Below are 23868 nucleotides of genomic sequence, written 5' to 3'. Positions count from 1 at the left end.
CGATCTCCCCCTTTTTTATTAGCCGTAGCGGCCGGTAATGTAATCTTCCGTGCGACGCTGGCGCGGCGTGGTAAACAGTTCGTCAGTCTCGCCAAACTCCACCACGCTCCCCTGATGCATAAACGCGGTGTAATCTGACACCCTCGCGGCCTGCTGCATATTGTGCGTGACCAGAATCAGCGTGAAGTGCTGCTTCAGGCTGCTCATCAGCTCTTCAATCACCAGCGTCGAAATCGGATCCAGCGCCGAGGTCGGTTCATCCAGCAGCAAAATTTCCGGTTCAATCGCAATCGCACGGGCGATCACCAGCCGTTGCTGCTGACCGCTGGACAGCGTCAGCGCATTCTGCCACAGGTTATCCTTCACTTCGCCCCACAGCGCCGCCGCCCGCAACGCCCGCTCAACCGCTTCATCCAGCACCCGCCGATCGCGAACGCCCTGCAGGCGCAGACCATAAACGATGTTTTCATAGATGGTTTTCGGAAACGGGTTGGGCCGCTGGAACACCATGCCAACGCGCCGACGTAGCGAGGATAAGTCCTGACTGCTGCCGAGGATCGACTGCTGGTTCAGCCGGATATCGCCTTCGGTGCGGCAGCCATCAATCAGTTCGTTCATCCGGTTCAGGCTGCGTAACAGCGTCGATTTTCCGCAACCGGAAGGGCCAATCAGCGCGGTGATGCGATTTTTTGGGATCCGCAGGTTGATCTCATTCAGCGCCTGCTTTTCGCCATACCACAGCGACAGGTTCTCCAGCTCAAGCGTGCTTTCCAGCAAATCGGACTTCACCATTTTTCTCTCACCATCAGTTCATCAGGGCGCGATAGCGTTCCCGCAGGCGATGCCGTAACACCATCGCCAGCATGTTCAGCGCCAGAATTATCGTTACCAGCAACAACGCGGTGGCAAAGACCAGCGGACGATCCGCCTGAGCATTCGGGCTCTGGAAAGCCAGATCGTATATCTGGAATCCAAGGTGCATAAATTTACGGTCCAGATGCAAATAAGGAAACACCGCATCGATCGGCAGTTCTGGCACCATTTTCACCACGCCCACCAGCATCAGCGGCGCGGTCTCTCCTGCTGCGCGCGCCACGGCGAGGATCAGCCCGGTCAGCATCGCAGGAACGGCCAGCGGCAGGGTCACGTGCCACAGCGTTTCCGCCTGGGTGGCCCCTAAGGCTAGCGAGCCCTGACGCAGGGATTTAGGGATACGCGACAGGCCTTCTTCAGTGGCGACAATCACCACCGGCAGCGTCAGCAATGCCAGCGTCAGCGAGGCCCACAGCAGGCCAGGCGTGCCAAAGGTAGGGTCGGGCAAGGCATCGGCAAAGAACAGTTTGTCGAGGCTGCCGCCCACCAGCCAGACAAAGAAGCCGAGGCCAAACACGCCGTAAACGATCGAAGGCACGCCCGCCAGGTTCACCACCGCAATCCTCACCAGCCGGGTCATCAGACCGTTTCCGGCATATTCATGCAGCCAGATTGCCGCGATCACCCCCAGCGGCATCACCACGATCGACATCAGCAGCACCATCAGCACGGTGCCGAATATCGCCGGGAACACGCCGCCTTCGCCCAGGCTGTCGCCCTGGGTGCCGCTGACAAAGTGCCAGATCTGCCAGGCCAAATGCAGCCATTTCTCGCCGTAGCTCATCGCATTGGGATACCAGGCGCCGAGGATCTCGTTCATCGCAATGCGGTGCTGCTGGCCCTGAGCATCCCGCAGGATCAGCACCGTGCTGCTGCTTTCATCATTCAGGTCGCTGAGCTGCTGGGCCTTCTGCACAAACTGACGCTGCAGCTCGGCACTGTCCGCCTGATGGATCGACTGTGCCTGCGCCGTGTACTGGTGCTGTTGCTGAAGATGCCGCTGTTGCTGCGCCAGCTGCTCCAGTTCGCTGTTCAGCCTGGCCATGCTCACCCGGCGGATTTTCTCCGCCTGCGACATATGCTGTTGCGACTGTTTAATTCGCTGCTGCAAGGTACGCATCATATTGCGCGCCACCAGCGGCTGACCGTTCTCCAGCAGGCCGTCGAACCAGCCGTACGCCATGCCGCCGGTACGACGTTGCAGCGCGATCACCCCGGTAGGCTGCTCGCTGGACACAATCTGGCTGCTTAAGATGCTGTGAAAATCGGACGCGGCGAAATCGCGGTTGCCGGTTTTAATCAGATAGCGGGTCAGCTCTTGCGGCAGCCCGGCTGGCAACACGCGGCCACTCTCCTCAAGCTGCTGGCGGGAAACCGTCTGTGACTGGGCAACTTCACCCAGCATCTGCGTGGTGCCGACCGTTTGCTGAACCGTATACAGCGTAACCGGATGCGGCCAGAAATACTTCATGCCCTGCCAGGCAAGCAGAGCGATCAGCAAAATAAACGCCAGCAGGCTGACCGCCACCGCGCCACCGGTCAGCCAGCGCCAGCGGTGATTGTTCATCACTCCACTCATAACGTCTCCTCCTGCTGACTGTAACGCCGGCGAAGGCGCTGGCGGATCAGTTCAGCCAGGGTATTTACCGTCAGGGTAAACACCAGCAGCACCAGCGCGCTTAAGAACAGGATGCGGTAGTGACCGCTTCCGGCAGCCGCCTCGGGCATTTCAATCGCCACGTTAGCCGCCAGGCTGCGCACGCCCTGCAATAAACCGCCTTCGGTGACCGGCGTGTTGCCGGTTGCCATCAATACAATCATCGTTTCACCCAGCGCCCGACCAAAGCCAATCATCAGGGCGGCGAAAATGCCGGAAGAGGCGCCCGGCACCACCACGCGAGTGAGCGTTTGCCACTGCGTTGCACCAAGCGCCAGTGAGCCCTGCCCTAGCGATGCCGGCACGCTGAAGATGGCATCTTCCGCCAGGGTGAATATTAACGGCACCAGCGCAAAGCCCATCGCCACGCCGGCAATCAATAAGTTACGTTGCTGATAGCCGCTGCTGAAACGGTCGGCCAGACCCTGACCAAACAGGCTGTGCTCAATGGCGGGCAGCAACCCCAGGCAGAAGACGCCGGTCAGCAGCATCAGCGGCAGCAGGATCCAGATTTCACGCCCTTCATCACACAGGCGGCGACGCCAGCGCGCAGGCAGTTTCAGCGAGGCCCAACTGCATAAAAGCAGGACGCCAGCCAGCATTAGCGGCAACAGCAGCACGCCGAGCAGTTTGTCAGCCAGTAGCGGGGCCAGCCACAGCCCGGCAATCAGGCCGATGACCACGCTGGGCAATGCGCCCATCATCTCTATCGCCGGTTTCACCCAGCGCCGTAAACCCGGCGCCATAAACCAGGCGGTATACATTGCCGCAGCCAGTGCCAGCGGCGTGGCAAACAGCATCGCCAGGCCAGCCGCTTTCAACGTCCCCATCACCATCGGGACCAGGCTGAATTTGCCCTGATATTCGTCATTGGCCGAGGTCGATTGCCAGACGTAATCAGGCGAGGGATAGTGTTCATACCAGACTTTTTGCCAGAGGTTGCGCCAGCTGATATCGGGCCACGGGTTATCAATTTTATAGTGCTGCAACATGCCGCCGTGCTCCAGCAGCAAACCATCACCCTGCGGCGAAAATGCGCCATTTTCGGCATTGGCAGCCAGCTGGCGTGACAAAATCGCGCCTCTTTGCTTACTGGCATACAGCTTGAGTTCACCAGCGGGGCTGAGCGTGGCAAACACCCGCCGATGCGCCTCGCTGAACAGCAGCCCGCGATCTTCTGCTCCGGCAAACTGGCGGATAGGCTGCAAATGCGGCCCGGTTTCGCTGGCGATATCAAACCACTGCGCAATCCCATTGGCATCGGACAACAGCAACGAGCTTCCGCCGCTCAGTAAGGCAATTCGATGGGGTGCGCTGGTTAAGGTGCGCGTATCGCGCAGAACCGGCCCGTCCGGGGCGATCCGCCAGACGCGGAGAATATTGCCGGCGACGCCGAACAGCAGTTTGCCATCCGGGGAAAGCAGCAGTTGATTGATGTCCGGCACCGCAAGCGTGAATTTCTCAGGCGCAGCGCCTGCCGCATACCGCAACAGCGTGATCTGCTGCGCACTGCCCTGAGCAATCAGCCAGCGATCGTCGGCATGGGCCAGGCTCATGACCGTTGCATTGGCATCGCTGCCCGCTAACGGTCGATCGCCGAGCGGGAACTTCCACACCGGTTCGTCGTGGCTGACGGTTAGCTGTGGCTGAACCAGCACCAGCCCGCTGGCGCTATGCAGCAACACGCTGCCATTATCGGCGGACGTCACGGCACTGACTTCGCCAGCGGCAAGCGGAAAGGCCACTGACGGCGGCTGTGCATCAAGCGGGATAAACATGCCCTGTCCCTGGCGGTCAATTCGCCATGCCCACTTTTGCCGGGTATCCATCCCCAGCGCCACTGACGGTGTTGAGGCGGGCAGCCTGATGGTCTGCGCACTGCCAATCGACGGTGACGAGAACAGCGGCACCACCACCCACAGCAGCCAGACAAACAGCAGCAGCATCACCAGCAGGATCGCCAGCCCGCAGACTCTGACGACGCGGCGAGTCAGCCGATCAATAAATTGACGGCGCCGGTCGTTGAACTGGGCGGGAATGGGGGTCGAACTCATGCGTTAAGTGCTTTCCTGTGGGCGTTGAAGCCGCTATGTTGCCCGTATGTGGTTAATAAGACAATCAACAATGTCCGTTGGACTTTCCTGCCATACTCTCGCCATAATGAAGTGAGACAATGGCCGGTCAAGGGCAGGATCTTCATACGGAGTAAAAATGGGTCAGGAAAAGCTGTATATAGAAAAAGAATTGAGCTGGTTATCGTTCAATGAGCGCGTTCTCCAGGAAGCGGCAGATAAATCCAACCCCCTGATTGAGCGTATGCGCTTTTTAGGCATTTACTCCAATAACCTGGAGGAGTTCTATAAAGTCCGCTTCGCCGACCTGAAACGCCGCATTCTGATTGGCGAAGAGCAAGGCATTCCCAATACCCCGCGCCACTTACTGAAAAAAATTCAGGCCAGGGTGTTGAAAGCGGACCAGGAATTCGACGGCCTTTACAATGATTTGCTGCTGGAGATGGCCCGTAATCAGATCTTCCTGATTAACGAGCGCCAGCTTTCGCCAAACCAGCAGAGCTGGTTGCGCCACTATTTCAAACACCAACTGCGTCAGCACATCACGCCGATTCTGGTCAATCACGACACCGACTTGATTGAGTTTCTGAAGGATGACTACACCTATCTGGCGGTAGAGATCATCCGTGGCGATCAGATCAGCTATGCGCTGCTGGAAATCCCGTCAGACAAGGTGCCGCGCTTCGTCAATCTGCCGCCGGAAACGCCGCGCCGCCGCAAACCGATGATCCTGTTGGACAATATTTTGCGCTATTGCCTGGGCGATATTTTCCGCGGCTTCTTTGATTACGATGCGCTGAACGCTTACTCGATGAAGATGACGCGCGATGCCGAATACGATCTGGTCACCGAGATGGAATCCAGCCTGCTGGAACTGATGTCCTCCAGTCTGAAGCAGCGTTTAACCGCCGAGCCGGTGCGCTTCGTTTATCAGCGTGATATGCCGGATGCGATGGTTGAGATGCTGAGCAAAAAGCTGAACATCACCAACTACGACTCCATTGTGCCGGGCGGCCGTTACCATAACTTTAAAGACTTCATTACCTTCCCGAACGTCGGCAAGGCCAATCTGGTTAACAAACCGCTGCCGCAGTTGCGCCACATCTGGTTCGACCGTTTCCGTAACGGCTTCGATGCCATCCGTAATCGCGATGTGCTGCTGTATTACCCGTACCACACCTTTGAGCATGTGCTGGAACTGCTGCGTCAGGCGTCGTTTGACCCGGCGGTGTTAGCCATCAAAATCAATATTTACCGTGTCGCCAAGAACTCGCGCATTATCGACGCGATGATCCATGCGGCTTATAACGGCAAAAAAGTCACCGTGGTGGTGGAACTGCAGGCGCGCTTTGATGAAGAAGCGAATATTCACTGGGCCAAACGCCTGACGGAAGCCGGCGTACACGTGATTTTCTCGGCTCCTGGACTGAAAATTCACGCCAAGCTGTTCTTAATCTCACGGCGTGAAAACGGCGAGATTGCCCGTTATGCCCATATCGGCACCGGTAACTTCAACGAAAAAACCGCGCGTATTTATACCGACTACTCATTGTTGACCGCCGATGCGCGTATCACTAACGAAGTGCGCCGGGTGTTTAACTTTATTGAAAACCCTTATCGCCCGGTCACCTTCGAGCATCTGATGGTTTCGCCACAGAACTCGCGCCAGATGCTGTATCAGCTGATCGATAATGAGATCGCCAATGCGCAGAAAGGCATTCAGGCTGGCATCACGCTTAAAGTGAACAATCTGGTGGATAAAGGCCTGGTCGACAGGCTGTATACCGCTTCCAGCGTCGGCGTGAAGGTCGATCTGCTGATCCGTGGCATGTGCTCGCTGATCCCCAATCTGGAAGGAATCAGTGAAAATATCCGCGTAATTAGTATTGTTGACCGCTACCTTGAGCACGATCGCGTCTATATTTTTGATAACGGTGGCGACAAAAAAGTCTATCTCTCCTCGGCTGACTGGATGACCCGCAATATCGATTACCGTATCGAAGTGGCCGTCGCCATTCTTGACCCTATTCTGAAACAGCGGGTGCTGGATATTATTGGCATCCTGTTAAGTGATACGCTTAAAGCGCGCTTCGTAGACAAAGAGTTGAGCAATAAGTATGTTCCGCGCGGCAATCGCCGCAAAGTGCGCGCCCAGCTGGCTATTTACGATTACATTAAATCTCTGGAACAACCTGACTAACTCACTATGCCAATATCCCAGAAAAATACGCCCAAACCGCAGGAATTCGCCGCAATCGACCTGGGCTCGAACAGTTTTCATATGGTGATTGCCCGCGTGGTGGATGGTGCCATGCAGGTGCTCGGCAGGTTGAAACAGCGGGTTCATCTGGCCGACGGCCTGGATCACAATAACGTGCTGGGCGAAGAGGCGATTGAGCGCGGGTTAAGCTGCCTGGCGCTGTTTGCCGAACGTTTGCAGGGTTTCAGCCCGGCCAATGTGACCATCGTGGGTACTCACACGCTGCGTGAAGCGGTAAACGCCGAAGATTTTCTGCGTCGTGCCGCCGATGTCATCCCCTACCCGATTGAGGTGATTTCCGGCAATGAAGAGGCCCGTCTGATCTTTATGGGCGTCGAGCACACGCAGCCGGAGAAAGGACGCAAGCTGGTCATTGATATCGGCGGCGGCTCAACGGAAATGGTCATCGGGGAAGACTTCGAGCCTAAGCTGGTCGAGAGCCGCCGCATGGGCTGCGTCAGTTTTGCTAACCTCTACTTCCCTGGCGGCGTGATCAGCAAAGAGAATTTCCGCCGTGCCCGCCTGGCCGCTGCGCAAAAGCTGGAAACCATGGCCTGGCAATATCGCCTGACAGGTTGGCAGTTTGCCCTCGGCGCGTCTGGCAGCATCAAAGCCGCCTGTGAAGTGTTGCTGGCGATGGGTGAGAAAGAGAAGCTCATCACGCCTGAACGCATTGAGATGCTGTACGACGAAGTGATCAAACATAAATCGTTTGATGCCCTGAGCCTGCCAGGCCTGTCTGAAGAGCGCAAAGCGGTGTTTGTGCCGGGCTTAGCCATCCTCAGCGGCGTGTTCGATGCGCTGGCCATTCGCGAACTGCGTCTGTCGGACGGCGCGCTGCGTGAAGGCGTGCTGTATGAAATGGAAGGTCGGTTCCGTCATCAGGATATTCGTAGCCGGACCGCGCAAAGTCTGGCCAATCATTATGCCATCGACAGCGACCAGGCGCGACGCGTGCTGGAAACCACCGAAAAACTCTACCTTCAATGGCGCGAACAGAATCCGAAGCTGACCAATCCACAGCTGTCAGCCATGCTGAAATGGGCCGCGATGCTGCATGAAGTCGGACTGACCATCAACCACAGCGGCATGCAGCGCCACTCCGCGTATATCCTGCAAAATACCAATCTGCCGGGCTTTAACCAGGATCAACAAACGCTGCTGGCAACCCTGGTACGCTTCCACCGTAAAGCGGTGAAAGTCGATGAAATGCCTCGTCTAACCCTGTTCAAGAAAAAGCAGTTCCTGCCGTTAGTGTTCCTGTTGCGCCTTGCCACGCTGCTGAATAATCAGCGTCAGGCCACCAACACGCCGGACGTGCTGAAACTGGATACGGATGATGGCCACTGGACGCTGACTTTCCCGGTCGACTATTTCAGCCAGAACAACCTGGTACAGCTCGATTTAGAACGCGAGCAAAGCTACTGGAAAGAGGTTACTGGCTGGCAGTTAACGATTCAGGAAGAGAACAAGCCATGATTGTCAGGCCCGATGACTACTACACCGAAAAATATCAGCTTTCCCCGACCCATTCTGAGGTGCTGGAAGCGCTGCAACTGATTGCGCCCGGACGGGCGCTGGACGTAGGCTGCGGCAGTGGCCGAAATTCGCTTTACCTCAACCTGAAAGGGTTTGAGGTTACCGGTTGGGATAATAATCCGGCCAGCCTGGCGCGGCTGAACCAGATTATTGCCGATGAGCAGCTGACCGGGATCGAGACCGCAGAAAAAGATCTCAACGATCTGCGTTTCAACGGCGGCTGGGATTTTGTACTGTCTACCGTGGTGATGATGTTTTTGCAGCCGGAAACCATCCCGCAGTTGATTGCCGATATGCAGGCCAGCACGGTCAAAGGCGGCTATAACCTGATTGTTGCGGCGATGGATACCGACGATTATCCGTGCGATCAGGGCTTCCCTTTCGCCTTCAAATCCGGTGAGCTTAGCGACTACTACCGCAAATGGCACATTCTGAAATACAACGAGCACGTCGGTCAGCTGCATCGTACTGACGAGCACGGCAATCGGATTTCGCTGCGCTTTGCCACCTTGCTGGCACAGAAAGAGATCACGAAAGACTAATCTCTGCGGATTCAGGCTGGCTACATCACTTCTCCACGCCGGCCTGAATCATTTCCTGCAGCGGCCTTGCCGCACCGATCGCTTCCCCCTGAAAATAATCCACTCCGAGCTGGCGCAGCGCCTGTTCTGTTTCCGGTGAATTTACGCCACAGGCAATAACGCCCATGCGCTTACTTTGTGCCAGCGCACAGATTGCCGCTATCACCTGATAATTCAGGCAGTCCTGCAGCATGCTGCTGATAAAGCGCGCGTCCACTTTCAACATATCGCCTTCCAGCTCTTTCAGCCTGGCGTAGCCGGCAAACTCACTGCCAAAATCAGTGACCACTACCCGACAGCCCAGTTGCAGCAGCTGTAAAGCTGAACGCCCGCCCCATCTGGCTTGATTCATCAGCGGCGAATCCGCCACCTGGATAATCAACTGCCAGGGCTGCAGGTCATAAAGCTCCAGATACCCTTTGATCTCTTTAGCCAGCGTGGGCCGGCACAAGCTGGAGATAAACAGGGTCACGGCAAAACGGCTGACTGCAAGCCGATCCCGCTGCCGGTCGGCAAAGGCCAGCACGTGCTCGAGGGTCCAACGATCCACTTCCCAGCTCAACCCCAGCTCATCCAGTTTCTCCGGAGATAGCGTTTGTCCTGAGCTGTCCTGCATGCTGAGCGTAAGGTCGTAGTAATCATCTCCCCGCACGCCCTGTACCCGCTGTGCCAGGATCGGATAGCCCTGGTTTCGCAGCCTGTCGCGGATCTCATCCATCACCGCCACCTTTTCCGCGATCCGGCGCTGAACCGGCAGACTGTTATTCCGCAGCAAGCTTTCCGCGATGCCGGTTCTGAGCGACTGTTCGGCCATGGCGCTCATCTCGCCCAACAGCTCGTAAAGATGCGTCACCGGGCGGCGGACGGTGCAATAACTGATGCCAATATCGGGATGGATCGGCAGACCTTCCCAGCGCAGATGGAACGCCTTCAGACTGGCCTCAATGCTTTCTATACGCTGCTGGCGAGCGGTGTAATTAAGCCTGATCGCCAGATCAAAACCGGGCAGCTGGTAGACATCCTCGCCCGGCTGCAGGTCATTGAGCAGATAGTTCGCCAGGCTGCGCTTGTACTGGATGCGCAACCGTAATCCATACATACGGCTGAGCCTGTCGAGTTCCGGGATGCTCAGGTAGAACAGTAGGGTCAGCGGGATTTCATTCAAATCCGCGCTGAGTGCGCGCAGATTGGGTAGGTTGAAAACCGGATCGCTTAAGGCAGCCAGCCTGGTTTTGATTAAGATCCGCCGCTGGCGGGTACTGATCGCCGCCATCATCAGGATCGTCAGACTGAATACCAGCAGGTTCGCCGACATCACCGCCAGATGGTAAGGCTCGGTCTCAGGACAGAGAAAGCGGTCGCGTAACTGGTACAGCACCACCAGCAGCACGGCCCAACTCAATGACGTGAAGAGGTAACCAAACCGCATTGCCGACCACAGCATCAGCGGCAGCAGCAAAGGAAGGCCATAATCGCTGGCCAACAGGTTGTCTTCGCTTTGCTGCATCAGCAGCAACATCACCAGCAGAAACGCCACCAGCGAGAGCCATGCCACACACTCATACGGGTGGAGATTGGCCGCCCGTTGATGGGTAAGCCGACAGTAAATCACCCGAATAAATCGCGGCTTGCGGATGCAACGGATAGCAAAGTAGTAAATCTGCACCATCGTCACGCAGGACAGCAGTACGGATTGATAATTAAGCAGCGTGTGCAGAGTGAATAAGCCGGGGGTAAAAACCGTGCCATCCAGCGCGACCACGCCCGTGGTTGCCACGCCCTGCATACCAAAGACGAACAGGGTTGGCATCAGAAAAGCCAGCCAAAGCAAACGCACCTGTGCCAGGCTCAGGCCACCATAATCCGCCTTACCGCGCCGGCCAGCATGGAGTTTATAGCCCTTCATACCCAGCGCCAGCACGGCAAGCGTAACGCTAACGATCAGCGCGGCGGGCAGCGGGCTAAAGCGCGAGAAATAGTACAGGCTCAGCACCAGCGCAATTCCCGGCATCGCTCGCCAGTCAAAAACCAACAGCATGGCAAGGTACATGGCCAGTGGCAGATAGATCAGATAGACATAGCCGCCTTCAACCACCAGCCGGATGGAGAGCTGGGTGGAAAGCGGCATCAGCAGCAACGGTAAAATCAGGGGCAACCCGAAGGCGCTTTGGCTGAAGCGGGAGATCCAGTGTGTGATATTCATGGTGCTCGACAGGGTGGCAAAAACGTCAGGCCATAACAGGTCTTTGCACGTTTCTCGGGGTCGGATTCGGTTATAGTAAAGTCAGCAGTTAAGTAAAAATTGATTTAAATCAAACCTGGCTGATTTGCTGTCGTTAATGCCGACGCGTTTAAGCAAATGATCGTTTAGCCTTGTCAAAATCTGATTTGGCGCAATCTGTTGGCCCGCGCGCAGCCTCAACGTTGACCTGCTGGGCTGGCTGTGCCTAAATTGTATTAATGCCTGCGGGCTTTTTTCAGGAACCGTTGCGTGAATAGCGCTATGTCATTTAGAAAACGTCGTAAAACCAGCCATATGACCCGAATTATATTGCTGGTGAGCTTTATTATCTTAGTGGGACGGTTAATTTTTGTGGTGCCCGGTGCCATCAAACATCATCAGCAAAAAAATCAGGACGTTGCTGTGCCTACCGTCATAACGAAATAATCGGCTCTGCCATCGTATTCCCCCCAGGGAGTTGCTATAAAAATGCGACTTCTCTCACTCTTTTGCCTGATTTGAGCAATACTTACCGTCTCGCTCGTCTTTTGCCAGACACAAGGGAATTTTTATGTCTGTAGCCTTATCCCATGCCCAGCAACTTGCTGAAATCCGTGGCCGTATCCTCAATCTGCTGTTAAATGACGGCGATCTGGTCGATACGCTGCTTGAACGTCCGCTAAATGAAACACCTGCCGAGGCCAGGGCGCACGAGGAACAGGCGGAAGAGATCAGGCAGTATATTCCCCTGCTGCACGCTGCGGATATTGCTGACCTGCTGGAAGCCCTGCCGGAAGATGAACGCCTGGCATTGTGGCATCTGATTGACACCGAGCGCCGCGGGATGGTGCTGGTCGAAGCCTCTGAAAGCGTCTGGGACAGCCTGATCGAAGAGATGAGCGACCGCGATTTGCTGCGCGCCATCGCCCCGCTGGATATTGATGAGCAGGTTTACCTGTCAAAATATCTCTCGCGGGATTTAACCGGCCGACTGCTGACCTCTCTGGATCCGGCGTTACGCTCCCGCGTGCTGGAAGTCATGGATTTCGATCGCGATCGCGTCGGTCGCATCACCGACTTCAAGCTGATCACCATGCCTGCTGACGTAACCCTTGCCACCGTGCAGCGTTACCTGCGGCGTAAAAAATCCATTCCTGATGGCACCGATAAGCTGTTTATCACCGATGAGCACAACACCCTGTTAGGTGAGCTGGCGCTGACTGACATTCTGCTGAACAAGCCGAAGAAGATGGTTCATGAAGTGATGAACGACAAGCCGACCACCTTCCGCATCGATGATAAGGCGGAAGATGCCGCCGGGGCCTTCGAACGTTATAACCTGATCTCTGCGGCGGTAATTGATGCCAAGGGCAAGTTAATGGGCCGTGTGACCATCGAAGATGTGGTCGACCTGGTCAACGAAGAGAACGACAGCAACATCCGTAAAATGGGTGGGGTGAACCCGGATGAGGACGTGTTCGCGCCGGTACGTAAATCGGTGCGCACGCGCTGGACATGGCTGGCCGTTAACCTGTGTACCGCGTTTGTCGCCTCACGGGTGATTGGATTATTTGAAGGCACCATTTCGCAAATCGTCGCCCTTGCGGCACTGATGCCGATTGTCGCGGGCATCGGCGGCAATACCGGTAATCAGACCATTACTATGATTGTCCGTGCTCTGGCATTGCACCAGGTCGAACCGGGCAACTTCTCCTTCCTGATTGGCCGTGAACTTGGCGTCGCGCTGATTAACGGATTGTTCTGGGGAGGCATTATGGGCGGCGTCACCTGGGCGATGTACGGCAATCCGGCGCTGGGCGGCGTGATGATGCTGGCGATGGTGCTGAATCTGTTGCTGGCCGCGTTAATGGGCGTGCTTATCCCGTTGATGATGACCAAATTCAAAAGGGATCCCGCAGTCGGTTCCAGCGTATTAATCACCGCGCTGACCGACACCGGCGGCTTCTTTATTTTCCTCGGTCTGGCGACGATTTTCCTGATCCACTAACCGGTCTGGCTCCGCCCAGCAGCCTGATAACGGACATAAAAAAGCCCGCGATTACGCGGGCTTTAGTTTCAACGTTCAGAACGGGTTAGCTGAGCGCTATTCCCACTCAATCGTCGCCGGTGGTTTACCTGAAATATCGTAAACCACACGGGAAATGCCGTTGATTTCGTTGATGATGCGGTTAGAGACGCGGCCGAGGAATTCATACGGCAGGTGCGCCCAGTGCGCGGTCATAAAGTCGATGGTCTCTACCGCACGCAGAGAAACAACCCAATCGTATTTACGGCCATCGCCCATCACGCCAACGGAGCGCACTGGCAGGAAAACGGTGAACGCCTGGCTGACCTTGTTGTACAGGTCGGCTTTATGCAGCTCTTCAATGAAGATGGCATCCGCACGACGCAGCAGGTCACAGTACTCTTTCTTCACTTCGCCCAGCACGCGAACACCCAGGCCTGGACCCGGGAACGGATGACGGAACAGCATGTCGTGAGGCAGACCCAATTCCAGACCGATTTTGCGCACTTCGTCTTTGAACAGCTCTTTCAGCGGCTCAACCAGACCCAGCTTCATCTCTTTCGGCAGTCCACCCACGTTGTGGTGCGACTTGATCACGTGCGCTTTGCCGGTGGCAGACGCAGCAGACTCGATCACGTCCGGATAGATGGTGCCCTGCGCCAGCCATTTCACGTCCTGCAGCATGGTGGCATGCTCGTCGAACACTTCAACGAAGACGCGACCAATGGTCTTACGCTTCGCTTCAGGTTCGTCGATGCCAGCCAGCGCATCAAGGAAACGGTCTTCAGCGGCAACGTGAATGATGTTCAGACCGAAGTGGTCACCGAACATATCCATTACCTGCTCGGCTTCGTTCAGACGCAGCAGGCCGTTATCCACGAACACGCAGGTCAGGCGGTCGCCAATGGCGCGGTGCAGCAGCATCGCGGTTACAGAGGAATCCACACCGCCAGACAGGCCGAGGATGACTTTGTCGTTGCCAACCTGCTCACGCAGACGCTCAACGGTGTCTTCGATGATTTTTGCCGGTGTCCACAGCGCTTCACATTCACAGATATCGCGAACAAAACGCTCCAGCAGACGCAGGCCCTGACGGGTATGCGTCACTTCCGGGTGGAACTGCACGCCGTACAGACGCTTCTCTTCGTTGGCGATAATCGCGAACGGACAGGAATCCGTGCTGGCAACGGTGACGAAATCAGCCGGGATAGCGGACACTTTGTCGCCGTGGCTCATCCAGACATCCATCAGCGGCTTGCCATCTGCGCTCAGGGAATCTTCGATGCCACGGGTCAGTGCGCTCTGCAAGGCAATTTCAACCTGTGCATAGCCAAATTCACGCTCGTTAGAGCCTTCCACTTTGCCACCCAGCTGCATTGCCATGGTCTGCATGCCGTAGCACACGCCCAGCACCGGCACGCCCGCATTGAAGACATACTCAGGCGCACGTGGGCTTGCGTGCTCGGTGGTGCTTTCCGGGCCACCAGAAAGGATGATGCCGTTCGGGTTGAACCCGCGGATCTGCTCTTCGGTGACATCCCACGCCCACAGTTCACAGTAGACGCCCAGCTCACGCACGCGGCGTGCAACCAGCTGCGTGTACTGCGAGCCGAAATCAAGGATCAGAATGCGATGTTTATGAATATTTTCCGTCGTCATTGGGCTATTCCAGGGCGATATAACAAATTCAGGGAGAAGGAGTAAAACGCCCGGCTAAGCCGGGCGTGGGGTTCAGCGATGTTATGAACCCATACGGTAGTTCGGGGACTCTTTGGTGATCGTCACATCGTGAACGTGACTTTCCGAAATACCGGCGCCGCTGATGCGGACAAATTCTGCTTTGGTGCGCAGGTCGTCGATGGTAGCACAACCGGTCAGACCCATACAGGAGCGCAGGCCACCCATTTGCTGGTGAACGATCTCTTTCAGACGGCCTTTGTAAGCCACACGGCCTTCAATCCCTTCCGGTACCAGTTTGTCCGCCGCGTTGTCGGTCTGGAAGTAACGGTCAGAGGAGCCTTTGGACATTGCGCCCAGCGAACCCATGCCACGGTAGGATTTGAATGAACGGCCCTGATACAGCTCGATTTCGCCCGGAGATTCTTCGGTACCCGCCAGCATTGAGCCAACCATGACCGCGCTTGCACCTGCCGCAATCGCCTTAGCGATATCACCCGAGAAGCGGATACCGCCATCAGCGATAACCGGAATCCCGGTGCCTTCCAGCGCTTCAACCGCGTCAGAAACCGCAGTGATCTGAGGCACACCGACGCCGGTCACGATACGCGTGGTACAGATGGAACCCGGACCGATACCGACTTTCACTGCGCTGACGCCAGCTTCAACCAACGCCAGTGCGCCTGCACCGGTCGCCACGTTGCCGCCCAGGATCTGCAGATCGGGATATTTCGCACGGGTTTCACGGATACGTTGCAGAACGCCTTCAGAATGGCCGTGTGAGGAGTCAATCAGCAGCACGTCAACACCCGCAGCCACCAGCGCATCAACACGCTCTTCGTTGCCGGCACCGGCGCCAACCGCAGCACCAACACGCAGACGGCCATGCTCGTCTTTACAGGCGTTAGGTTTACGTTCGGCTTTCTGGAAGTCTTTCACGGTGATCATGCCCAGCAGATGGAATTTATCATCCACCACCAGCGCTTTCTCTACGCGTTTTTCGTGCATTTTGTGCAGAACCACTTCGCGGGATTCGCCTTCGCGAACGGTAACCAGACGGTCTTTCGGGGTCATTACCGCAGAAACCGGCAGGCTCAGGTCGGTCACGAATCGCACGTCACGACCGGTAATGATACCGACCAGTTCGTTGTCGCCGTTCACCACCGGGTAGCCTGCAAAGCCGTTACGTTCGGTCAGCACTTTCACATCGCTCAGCGCGGTGGTTGGCAGAACGGTCTGCGGATCGGTAACCACACCACTTTCATGCTTCTTCACCTTGCGAACTTCTTCCGCCTGGCGCTCGATTGGCATGTTTTTGTGGATAAAGCCGAGTCCACCTTCCTGTGCCAGTGCGATAGCCAGACCGGCTTCGGTCACGGTATCCATAGCAGCGGAAAGCATTGGGATGTTCAGACGGATAGATTTGGTAAGCTGGGTGCTGAGGTCAGCCGTGTTTGGTAAGACTGTGGAGTGAGCAGGAACGAGCAAAACGTCGTCGAAAGTCAGGGCTTCTTTAGTGATTCTTAGCATGGCAATATCTCAACCTCAGGGTGAATGAGAACTTGTAAAATATTGCCGCGGCATTATACAGGCCGTAATCGATTGCCTCCAGCATTATTTACGAAAAGTTCTTGATCCCGCCAGTCAGGCCTGTAGTATCGGTCAATTAGCCCTCTGATTTAAAGTTTGATCTTCATCACATGTCGCTACCGCCATCAGCCAATATTTTTACCGTCAGCCGTCTCAATACCACAGTGCGCAAGCTGCTGGAGATGGAAATGGGCCAGGTCTGGCTGAGTGCTGAAATCTCTAACTTCTCGCAGCCCTCTTCCGGTCACTGGTATTTCACTCTGAAAGACGATGGTGCCCAGGTGCGCTGTGCGATGTTCCGCAACAGCAACCGGCGCGTCACCTTCCGGCCGCAAAATGGTCAGCAGGTGTTAGTCAGAGCAACCATCACCCTGTATGAACCGCGCGGGGATTACCAGCTGATTGCCGAAAGCATGCAGCCCGCTGGTGAAGGTCTGTTGCAACAGCAGTTCGAGCAGTTGAAGCAGAAGCTGATGAGCGAAGGGCTTTTTGAACAGAGCCATAAACAGCCGTTGCCGGACCCGGCCCGTCAGGTTGGGGTGATCACCTCGTCAACCGGCGCCGCGTTGCATGACGTGCTGCGCGTACTGCATCGACGCGATCCCTCGCTGCCTGTCGTCATCTACCCTACCCCGGTTCAGGGGGTTGATGCGCCGGCCAGCATTGTTCGCGCCATTGAAACCGCCAACGCCCGTGCCGAATGTGACGTGCTGATTGTGGGACGCGGCGGCGGCTCTCTGGAAGATCTGTGGAGCTTCAACGACGAGCGGGTTGCCCGCGCGATTTACGCCAGCCGCATTCCGATTGTCAGTGCCGTTGGCCATGAAACCGATGTGACCATCGCCGATTTTGTTGCCGACCTGCGGGCACCGACGCCTTCTGCTGCCGCCGAGCTGGTGAGCCGTAACCAAATCGAACTGCTGCGTCAGCTGCAATCTCAGCAAACCCGGCTGGAAATGGCGATGGATTATTTCCTCGCGCAGAAGAGCCGGACCTTCACCCGTATTCAGCATCGTTTGCAGCAGCAGCATCCGCAGTTACGCCTGGCCCGTCAGCAGACCGCGCTGATGCGTCTGCAACGCCGTCTGGACGACGCAATGCAGTTACGAGTGCGTCAGGCTGGCCGTCAGCAAGAACGCGCTGAGCAGCGTCTGAGCGCGTTTCAGCCGCAGGCGCGCATCCATCGCGCTCAGCAAAACCTGCAGCAGTGGCAGTACCGTTTGCAACAGGCGATGCAGCAGCAGCTGAACGGCGGGAAACAGCGCTTCTCAACGCTTACCGCGCAACTCGAGGGCGTCAGCCCACTGGCGACGCTGGCGCGTGGGTTTAGCGTCACCACGGCCCAGGATGGCCAGGTGGTGAAAAAGACCCGCCAGGTGCAGACCGGCGACACGCTGAAAACCCGGTTAGATGACGGTTGGGTCGAGAGCGAAGTCACTGCCGTAACCCCGACTAAAAAACCGCGCAAGCCGAAAAATCCCGCATCCTGATTGCCATGCCGCCTGATTAACAGGCGGTACTGACTTCACCGCACAACTCTCCCCTGGCGACTATACTTTTCGCATACCCATCATCGACCAGGGAGCTTGGTATGCACTATGGCGTTATTCCCCCTTACATCCTGCGCAAAATAATCGATAACGGTTCCGGGCAGCAGCAAAGCTGTGCGCGCAATACGTTAGTCCACGTTCAGACGCTGATGGCCGAGAACTGGATCAAACCTGAAGGCACAACAAACGCCACGCCCGGCGAGGTCCAGCGGGAAATTTACGATTCAGAACAGACGCAAAATCTGCCCGGTACGCTGGTTCGTCGCGAAGGCCAGCCCGCAGGCAGCGATATCGCCTCGACCGAGGCGTATGACTATCTTGGTTTTACCTATGATTTCTTCTGGCAGGCCTACCAGCGCAACTCGCTGGACAATCAGGGCCTGACGCTGAAAGGCACCGTCCACTATGGTAAAGACTATCAAAATGCCTTCTGGAACGGTCAGCAGATGGTGTTCGGTGATGGAGACGGCGAGATATTTAATCGCTTTACCATCGCGCTGGATGTGGTCGGTCATGAACTGGCACACGGCGTCACCGAAACCGAAGCCGGATTGATTTACTTCGAGCAGGCTGGTGCGCTAAACGAATCGCTGTCGGATGTCTTTGGCTCGCTGGTGAAGCAATTTCATCAAAAGCAGACAGCCGACCAGGCCGACTGGATTATTGGCGAAGGCCTGCTGGCCGACAAAATCAAAGGCAAAGGCCTGCGATCGATGTCAGCGCCCGGTACCGCCTATGACGACCCGTTATTAGGCAAGGATCCGCAGCCCGCCGACATGAAAGGCTACATCCAGACCCGCGATGATAACGGTGGTGTGCACCTCAATTCCGGCATTCCAAACCGCGCATTCTATCTGGCGGCAAAAGCGCTGGGTGGCTATGCATGGGAACTGGCCGGATACGCCTGGTATGACACGGTCTGTGACAAAACCCTGCCACAGAATGCCGATTTCAAAACCTTTGCCGGTTTCACCATCAAGCATGGTCAGAAACGGTTTAACAAATCCGTCGCGGAAGCGATTGAAGAGGCCTGGAAACAGGTTGGCGTACTCTGATGGACAGCTTGCCGGAACTGAGCGATGACGCGGTGATTGATGTGGCGCGTGAAGGAGGCTTTGCTTATATCCCTAAACTGTCGGGACCGCGACGCATTGCGCTGGCAAAGCTTAGCGGGCCTCAGCGTGAGCATGTGTGCAATGTTTTGCGCCAGGCCATGCCGCTGGCCGAATCGCCGGCAGAACAAAGCCGGGCTGGTCAGGGCGATCAGCGCTATTACCGCATAGAGATCAGTTATGCCACGCCCGATCGGCTGGGTAACATCGTGATTATCATTGCCGAAGATCAGGCACCGCCGGCGTTGGTACAGCTCTGGCAGGACGGGCAATAGCCCTGACACGCAGGCAATAAAAAAGCCCCTTCAGTGATGAAGGGGCTTTGTTTTTTCAGGCCTTCAGAGGTTTCCCCCGCAGGACTTACTCATCCAGTGCGTAAGCAATCACGTAGTCGCCACGGTCTGGAGACTGACGGCCACCGCCTGCAGAAATCAGGATGTACTGCTTCCCGTTCTCTGGTGAGACGTAGCTGATTGGCGTACCCTGGCTGCCCACTGGCAGACGCGCTTTCCACACTTCTTTACCGGTTGCGGTATCGAAGGCGCGCAGGTAGTAATCCTGAGTACCGGCAATGAACACCAGGCCGCCCTGAGTGGCCATGGTGCCGCCCAGTGTTGGCATACCGACAGGCATCTGTGCATGCATTTTGATACCAAACGGACCGGTATCCTGCACGGTGCCGACCGGCACCTGCCAGACGATTTTCTGGGTATTCAGGTCGATTGCAGACAGCGCACCGAACGGTGGCTTCTGGCAAGGGATGCCCAGCGGCGACATGAAGCGGTTTTTGTTCACTGCATACGGCGTGCCTTTCATCGGCACCAGGCCCATACCGGTGTTAACGGCTTCGCCACCGTTGTTCACCGCGCCATCTTTCGCCGGTGCCGCAGCAACCATCTGCTGCCACAGGCCCAGACGCATATCGTTGACGAACAGGTAGTTATGGTTTGGATCGGTAGACATGCTACCCCAGTTCATCCCGCCCAGAGAGCCAGGGAAGCTGAGGGAGATATCGGTGCCTGGCGGGGTGTAAAGCCCGTTATAGCGCATCGATTTGAAGCTGATACGGCATGCCAGCTGATCGAACGGCGTTGCACCCCACATGTCAGACTCTTTCAGCGTTTCGTTGCCGATCTGCGGCATGCCCACTGAACGTGGCTGAGTTTTGGAATACTGCTCGTTCGGAATGTTAGCCGTCGGAACCGGCTGCTCTTCCACTTTGGTCAGCGGCTCACCGGTCAGACGATCGAGAACGTAAATCTGACCAGACTTGGTGCCGATCACCACGGCCGGTTTCTTGCTGCCATCTTTCATCGGGAAGTTGACGAGGCTTGGCTGCATTGGCAGGTCGAAGTCCCACAGATCGTTATGCACGGTCTGGTAAACCCACTTCTCTTTACCGGTCGTTGCATCAACGGCCAGAACCGCTGCACCGTATTTGTGGTCAAGCTTGGTACGGTTAACGCCCCACAGATCGACAGACGAGCTGCCCATCGGGATGAACACGGTGTTCATGTTCGGGTCGTAAGACATCGGTGCCCATGAGTTAGGCGTGCTGCGGGTGTAGTGCTCGCCCGGCATCAGGATCGCATTTGGATCGTCTTTGCCTGGATCGAACGCCCAACGCATTTTACCGGTGATTACGTCAAAGCCACGCATTACGCCGCCAGGCATATCGGTGCTGACGTTATCCGCCACACGTCCACCCACCACGACGGTGCTGCCAGCCAGCGTTGGCGCTGACGTCAGGACGTAGCTTGGGTCTTTTGCATCGCCCATACCTTCACGCAGATCAACGGTGCCGTTCTTGCCGAAGTCAGCACAGAACTGGCCGTTATCGGCATCCAGCGCAATCAGACGGTCATCAATGGTGTTCATCAGAACACGACGCTGACAGGCAGCACCTGCAGGCAGGTTAACCGGTGCTGGCGCGTTTGAACCCGGCGCAGCAGGCTGCGTCAACGGTTTGGTCGCGTCGAAGTAAGCCAGACCACGGCAGCGCATCCAGACGGAGGATTTCGCGTTGATGTCCGCTTTCCAGATCTGCTTACCGGTATCAGCCGCAACGGCAATCACGTTGTTGTGCGGCGTACACAGGAACACGGTGTTACCAACCTGCAGAGGCGTCTGCTGATCTTCCGCACCATTGCCGTCCGGGCTCAGTGGGATATCACCAGTGTGGTAGGTCCAGGCAACTTTCAGATCCTTCACGTTATCGCGTGTGATCTGGTCCAGCGCCACAAAGCGGCTACCGCCAGGGGTATTACCGTAGTTGTCCCAGTCTTTCTGCTGCTGATCTTTCGCAACAGGAACCAGTGGCAATTCCTGACCGTTTGCCACGGGCGGCTGGAACATCTGCACCAGCGTGGCCACCAGGCCAACCACCAGTACCGCAGAGATCGCGTAAGCCGGCTTAGCCGCCGATGATTTGCCTTCGCGCTTGCGCAGGGCTGGCAGCGTAATCATCGCCACCAACAGCAGGCCGGCCAGCGTCATCAGGCGGGAAACCAATGGCCAGAAATCCATGCCCGCGTCCTGCACGGCCCAGATAGCCGAGCCAATGAACACCAGCGCGAAAATCGTCACGGCAGAAGATTTGCGGCGGAAGAATTGAATCGCGGAAAGAACGGTGAACACGCCGGCAATAACGAAATACCAGCTACCGCCCAGTGAAACCAGTTTCCCGCCACCAATCACAAAGAAAAGGCCGGTCGCCAGCAGGATTAACCCGAGCAATACGCACCACAAGCTCAGCCATTTTGATGGCCGGGCATTCAGTTGAGACATGGTAAAAATACTCCTGAACAAAATAGGGCTTCAGCACAATCTTCATTTTGCATCTGTACCGCAAACACGAAGGTTGGCAGGTAGCGGAGGGCGATGAACATTATTCTTAAGTCACTAAACTTATTAACAATTCGATACGGGCTGTCCCCGTCCTGTATTAGCCAAAGCCCCTGACGACGCCTGTTGCAGGCGGGGTGGCTCTGAAATAACGGCAAAATTGTACCACGTGGTTCGTAAAGGAATAAACACAAACTTAACAAACTTCACACTTCTGGCTCTTTTTGGCAAAAGCAGATAGCACGCGTAAAAAGCGGAAGAAATAGTTCAGCGCCACAATTATCCATTATAGCTGAAGTGATTTTTTTGATATTCAGAAGCGGGAATAAAATAAAGGGAATAAAAAAGGGAGCCAGGCGGCTCCCTTAATATCCATTTTACTTTTTCTTCAAATGGCTGATTAAACGCTTACGTTTGCGCAGCTGATTTGGCGTCAGCAGGTTACGTTTACCTTCGTACGGGTTATCGCCTTCCTTAAACTGGATACGGATTGGCGTGCCCATCACTTCCAGCGAACGGCGGAAGTAATTCATCAGGTAGCGTTTATAGGAATCCGGCAGATCTTTCACCTGATTACCGTGAATAACCACAATCGGCGGGTTATATCCCCCGGCGTGAGCATATTTCAGCTTCACACGGCGGCTACGAACCAGCGGCGGCTGATGGTCATCAGCCGCCATGTTCATGATGCGGGTCAGCATAGAGGTGTTCACGCGGCGCGTTGAACAGTCATAGGCTTCGGTGACCGATTCAAACAGGTTACCCACACCGCTGCCATGTAAAGCAGAGATGAAGTGTACGCGCGCGAAGTCGATAAAGCCCAGACGGAAGTCCAGCGTCTCTTTCACTTCATCACGCACTTCCTGTGACAGACCATCCCACTTATTGACCACAATCACCAGCGAGCGGCCGCTGTTGAGGATAAAGCCCAGCAGCGACAGATCCTGATCGGAAATGCCTTCGCGGGCATCGATCACCAGCATTACCACGTTAGCGTCTTCGATAGCCTGCAGGGTTTTGATTACCGAGAATTTCTCAACGGTCTCCGTCACCTTGCCGCGCTTACGTACACCGGCGGTATCAATCAGGATGTATTCGCGACCGTCGCGCTCCATCGGGATATAGATACTGTCACGGGTGGTACCCGGGGCATCAAACACCACGACACGGTCTTCACCCAGAATACGGTTAGTAAGCGTTGACTTACCGACGTTAGGACGACCGACGATAGCCAGCTTGATCGGCAAATCCAGCGGGTTGAAGTTGTCTTCAGCTTCCGCTGCTTCGATTTCACCCTGCTCTGCCGCTTCCAAATCAGCCCAGTAAGCGGCGTTTTCTTCTTCTTCCGTCAGCGGTGCAGACTCTTCCACGACTTCGCGGTAAGGCTCCAGCACATCCTCCAGCAGGCTAGCGACGCCGCGGCCATGAGAAGCAGCAATCGCATGGATCTCGCCCAGGCCTAACGAGTAGAAATCCACCACGGCAGAATCAGGATCCAGACCGTCAGTTTTGTTCGCCACCAGGAAAGTCGGTTTTTCGCGCGAGCGTAAATGCTGGGCGATAGCGATATCAGCAGGCATCAGGCCGGCACGGGCATCAACCATAAACAGCACCACATCGGCTTCTTCAATCGCCAACAGGGACTGCGCGGCCATGCGTGTTTCCACACCTTCTTCGTTACCATCAATACCGCCGGTATCGATGCAAATAAACTGCTGCCCTTCGACCTCAGCACGACCATATTTACGGTCACGCGTCAGTCCAGGAAAATCCGCCACCAGCGCATCTCGCGTATGCGTTAAACGGTTAAACAGGGTGGATTTTCCCACATTGGGACGCCCGACCAGCGCGACCACAGGTACCATA

The 23868-nt window shown here is 56.1% G+C and carries 16 protein-coding genes; 8 read left to right on the top strand and 8 right to left on the bottom strand.

The features are described from left to right. Positions 1 to 18 precede the first annotated feature (18 nt). The 3 genes from pstB to ACXKZG_RS05920 are packed head-to-tail and all read right to left on the bottom strand — an operon-like array spanning position 19 to position 4584. A complete protein-coding gene (gene pstB, locus ACXKZG_RS05930; RefSeq protein ID WP_013203372.1) occupies positions 19 to 792 on the bottom strand; it encodes a phosphate ABC transporter ATP-binding protein PstB in 774 nt (257 codons plus the stop codon). 13 nt (positions 793 to 805) lie between these two features. Next, on the bottom strand, positions 806 to 2452 hold the full coding sequence (gene pstA / locus ACXKZG_RS05925; protein ID WP_488875843.1) for a phosphate ABC transporter permease PstA: 1647 nt from the start codon (positions 2450 to 2452) through the stop codon (positions 806 to 808). Continuing rightward, positions 2449 to 4584 carry an ABC transporter permease subunit gene (locus ACXKZG_RS05920; protein ID WP_471719725.1) on the bottom strand — a complete coding sequence of 712 codons (2136 nt, stop codon included), beginning with the start codon at positions 4582 to 4584 and terminating at the stop codon, positions 2449 to 2451. The genes pstA and ACXKZG_RS05920 overlap by 4 nt, the downstream gene beginning before the upstream one ends. 157 nt (positions 4585 to 4741) lie before the next feature. On the opposite strand from ACXKZG_RS05920, the gene ppk1 reads away from it, so the two are divergent. Genes ppk1 through tehB form a run of 3 tightly spaced genes read left to right on the top strand, consistent with a single transcriptional unit; the run spans position 4742 to position 8943 of the window. After that, positions 4742 to 6802 (top strand): polyphosphate kinase 1, encoded by a 2061-nt coding sequence (ppk1, locus tag ACXKZG_RS05915; protein WP_013203375.1) that lies wholly within the window; start codon positions 4742 to 4744, stop codon positions 6800 to 6802. A 6-nt stretch (positions 6803 to 6808) separates the two neighbouring features. Further along, positions 6809 to 8341, top strand: a complete 1533-nt coding sequence (ppx, locus tag ACXKZG_RS05910) for an exopolyphosphatase (RefSeq protein ID WP_013203376.1) — start codon at positions 6809 to 6811, stop codon at positions 8339 to 8341. Further along, positions 8338 to 8943 carry a tellurite resistance methyltransferase TehB gene (gene tehB / locus ACXKZG_RS05905; RefSeq protein WP_151036790.1) on the top strand — a complete coding sequence of 202 codons (606 nt, stop codon included), beginning with the start codon at positions 8338 to 8340 and terminating at the stop codon, positions 8941 to 8943. Before ppx ends, tehB begins: the two co-directional genes overlap by 4 nt. Positions 8944 to 8968: 25 nt before the next feature. On the opposite strand, the gene ACXKZG_RS05900 is transcribed toward tehB, so the two are convergent. Next, positions 8969 to 11185, bottom strand: a complete 2217-nt coding sequence (locus tag ACXKZG_RS05900) for an EAL domain-containing protein (RefSeq protein WP_134822559.1) — start codon at positions 11183 to 11185, stop codon at positions 8969 to 8971. Between the two features lie 288 nt (positions 11186 to 11473). Here ACXKZG_RS05900 and ACXKZG_RS05895 point away from each other — a divergent pair, with 288 nt between their 5' ends. Beyond that, entirely contained in the window at positions 11474 to 11650 is a 177-nt protein-coding gene (locus tag ACXKZG_RS05895) for a YfgG family protein (protein WP_013203380.1), read from the top strand. A 124-nt stretch (positions 11651 to 11774) separates the two neighbouring features. Beyond that, complete coding sequence (gene mgtE, locus ACXKZG_RS05890; RefSeq protein ID WP_346566305.1) at positions 11775 to 13211, top strand: magnesium transporter; 1437 nt, start codon at positions 11775 to 11777, stop codon at positions 13209 to 13211. 96 nt (positions 13212 to 13307) lie between these two features. Here mgtE and guaA read toward each other — a convergent pair whose 3' ends face one another. Together guaA and guaB are read right to left on the bottom strand one after the other, a co-directional pair. Further along, on the bottom strand, positions 13308 to 14888 hold the full coding sequence (gene guaA / locus ACXKZG_RS05885) for a glutamine-hydrolyzing GMP synthase (protein ID WP_013203382.1): 1581 nt from the start codon (positions 14886 to 14888) through the stop codon (positions 13308 to 13310). 81 nt (positions 14889 to 14969) lie between these two features. Continuing rightward, positions 14970 to 16436: an IMP dehydrogenase gene (gene guaB / locus ACXKZG_RS05880; RefSeq protein WP_488875842.1), complete on the bottom strand. Its 1467-nt coding sequence runs from the start codon at positions 16434 to 16436 to the stop codon at positions 14970 to 14972. A gap of 170 nt (positions 16437 to 16606) precedes the next feature. Between guaB and xseA the strand changes: the two genes are divergently transcribed. The 3 genes from xseA (at position 16607) to ACXKZG_RS05865 (ending at position 19433) form a co-directional block, all read left to right on the top strand. Further along, complete coding sequence (gene xseA / locus ACXKZG_RS05875; protein WP_488875841.1) at positions 16607 to 17986, top strand: exodeoxyribonuclease VII large subunit; 1380 nt, start codon at positions 16607 to 16609, stop codon at positions 17984 to 17986. Between the two features lie 101 nt (positions 17987 to 18087). Beyond that, the gene (locus tag ACXKZG_RS05870; RefSeq protein ID WP_013203385.1) at positions 18088 to 19101 is read left to right on the top strand and encodes a M4 family metallopeptidase; all 1014 of its coding nucleotides are present in this window, start codon (positions 18088 to 18090) and stop codon (positions 19099 to 19101) included. Further along, positions 19101 to 19433 carry a protealysin inhibitor emfourin gene (locus ACXKZG_RS05865; RefSeq protein ID WP_488875840.1) on the top strand — a complete coding sequence of 111 codons (333 nt, stop codon included), beginning with the start codon at positions 19101 to 19103 and terminating at the stop codon, positions 19431 to 19433. The genes ACXKZG_RS05870 and ACXKZG_RS05865 overlap by 1 nt, the downstream gene beginning before the upstream one ends. 85 nt (positions 19434 to 19518) lie before the next feature. On the opposite strand, the gene ACXKZG_RS05860 is transcribed toward ACXKZG_RS05865, so the two are convergent. Both ACXKZG_RS05860 and der read right to left on the bottom strand, forming a co-directional pair. Further along, positions 19519 to 21945, bottom strand: a complete 2427-nt coding sequence (locus ACXKZG_RS05860; protein ID WP_488875839.1) for a glucose/quinate/shikimate family membrane-bound PQQ-dependent dehydrogenase — start codon at positions 21943 to 21945, stop codon at positions 19519 to 19521. 434 nt (positions 21946 to 22379) lie between these two features. Continuing rightward, positions 22380 to 23867: a ribosome biogenesis GTPase Der gene (gene der / locus ACXKZG_RS05855; RefSeq protein ID WP_013203388.1), complete on the bottom strand. Its 1488-nt coding sequence runs from the start codon at positions 23865 to 23867 to the stop codon at positions 22380 to 22382. Between the last annotated feature and the right edge of the window lies 1 nt (position 23868).

The organism is Erwinia sp. 2186 (assembly GCF_057812255.1).
Note: the sequence above shows the minus strand (reverse complement) of the source record. Positions and strands in the feature narration are given on the sequence as shown.

Coding starts and splice junctions, on each gene's coding strand:
- pstB (WP_013203372.1), bottom strand. CDS start 792: ATGGTGAAGTCCGATTTGCTGGAAAGCACGCTTGAGCTGGAGAACCTG.
- pstA (WP_488875843.1), bottom strand. CDS start 2,452: ATGAGTGGAGTGATGAACAATCACCGCTGGCGCTGGCTGACCGGTGGC.
- ACXKZG_RS05920 (WP_471719725.1), bottom strand. CDS start 4,584: ATGAGTTCGACCCCCATTCCCGCCCAGTTCAACGACCGGCGCCGTCAA.
- ppk1 (WP_013203375.1), top strand. CDS start 4,742: ATGGGTCAGGAAAAGCTGTATATAGAAAAAGAATTGAGCTGGTTATCG.
- ppx (WP_013203376.1), top strand. CDS start 6,809: ATGCCAATATCCCAGAAAAATACGCCCAAACCGCAGGAATTCGCCGCA.
- tehB (WP_151036790.1), top strand. CDS start 8,338: ATGATTGTCAGGCCCGATGACTACTACACCGAAAAATATCAGCTTTCC.
- ACXKZG_RS05900 (WP_134822559.1), bottom strand. CDS start 11,185: ATGAATATCACACACTGGATCTCCCGCTTCAGCCAAAGCGCCTTCGGG.
- mgtE (WP_346566305.1), top strand. CDS start 11,775: ATGTCTGTAGCCTTATCCCATGCCCAGCAACTTGCTGAAATCCGTGGC.
- guaA (WP_013203382.1), bottom strand. CDS start 14,888: ATGACGACGGAAAATATTCATAAACATCGCATTCTGATCCTTGATTTC.
- guaB (WP_488875842.1), bottom strand. CDS start 16,436: ATGCTAAGAATCACTAAAGAAGCCCTGACTTTCGACGACGTTTTGCTC.
- xseA (WP_488875841.1), top strand. CDS start 16,607: ATGTCGCTACCGCCATCAGCCAATATTTTTACCGTCAGCCGTCTCAAT.
- ACXKZG_RS05870 (WP_013203385.1), top strand. CDS start 18,088: ATGCACTATGGCGTTATTCCCCCTTACATCCTGCGCAAAATAATCGAT.
- ACXKZG_RS05865 (WP_488875840.1), top strand. CDS start 19,101: ATGGACAGCTTGCCGGAACTGAGCGATGACGCGGTGATTGATGTGGCG.
- ACXKZG_RS05860 (WP_488875839.1), bottom strand. CDS start 21,945: ATGTCTCAACTGAATGCCCGGCCATCAAAATGGCTGAGCTTGTGGTGC.
- der (WP_013203388.1), bottom strand. CDS start 23,867: ATGGTACCTGTGGTCGCGCTGGTCGGGCGTCCCAATGTGGGAAAATCC.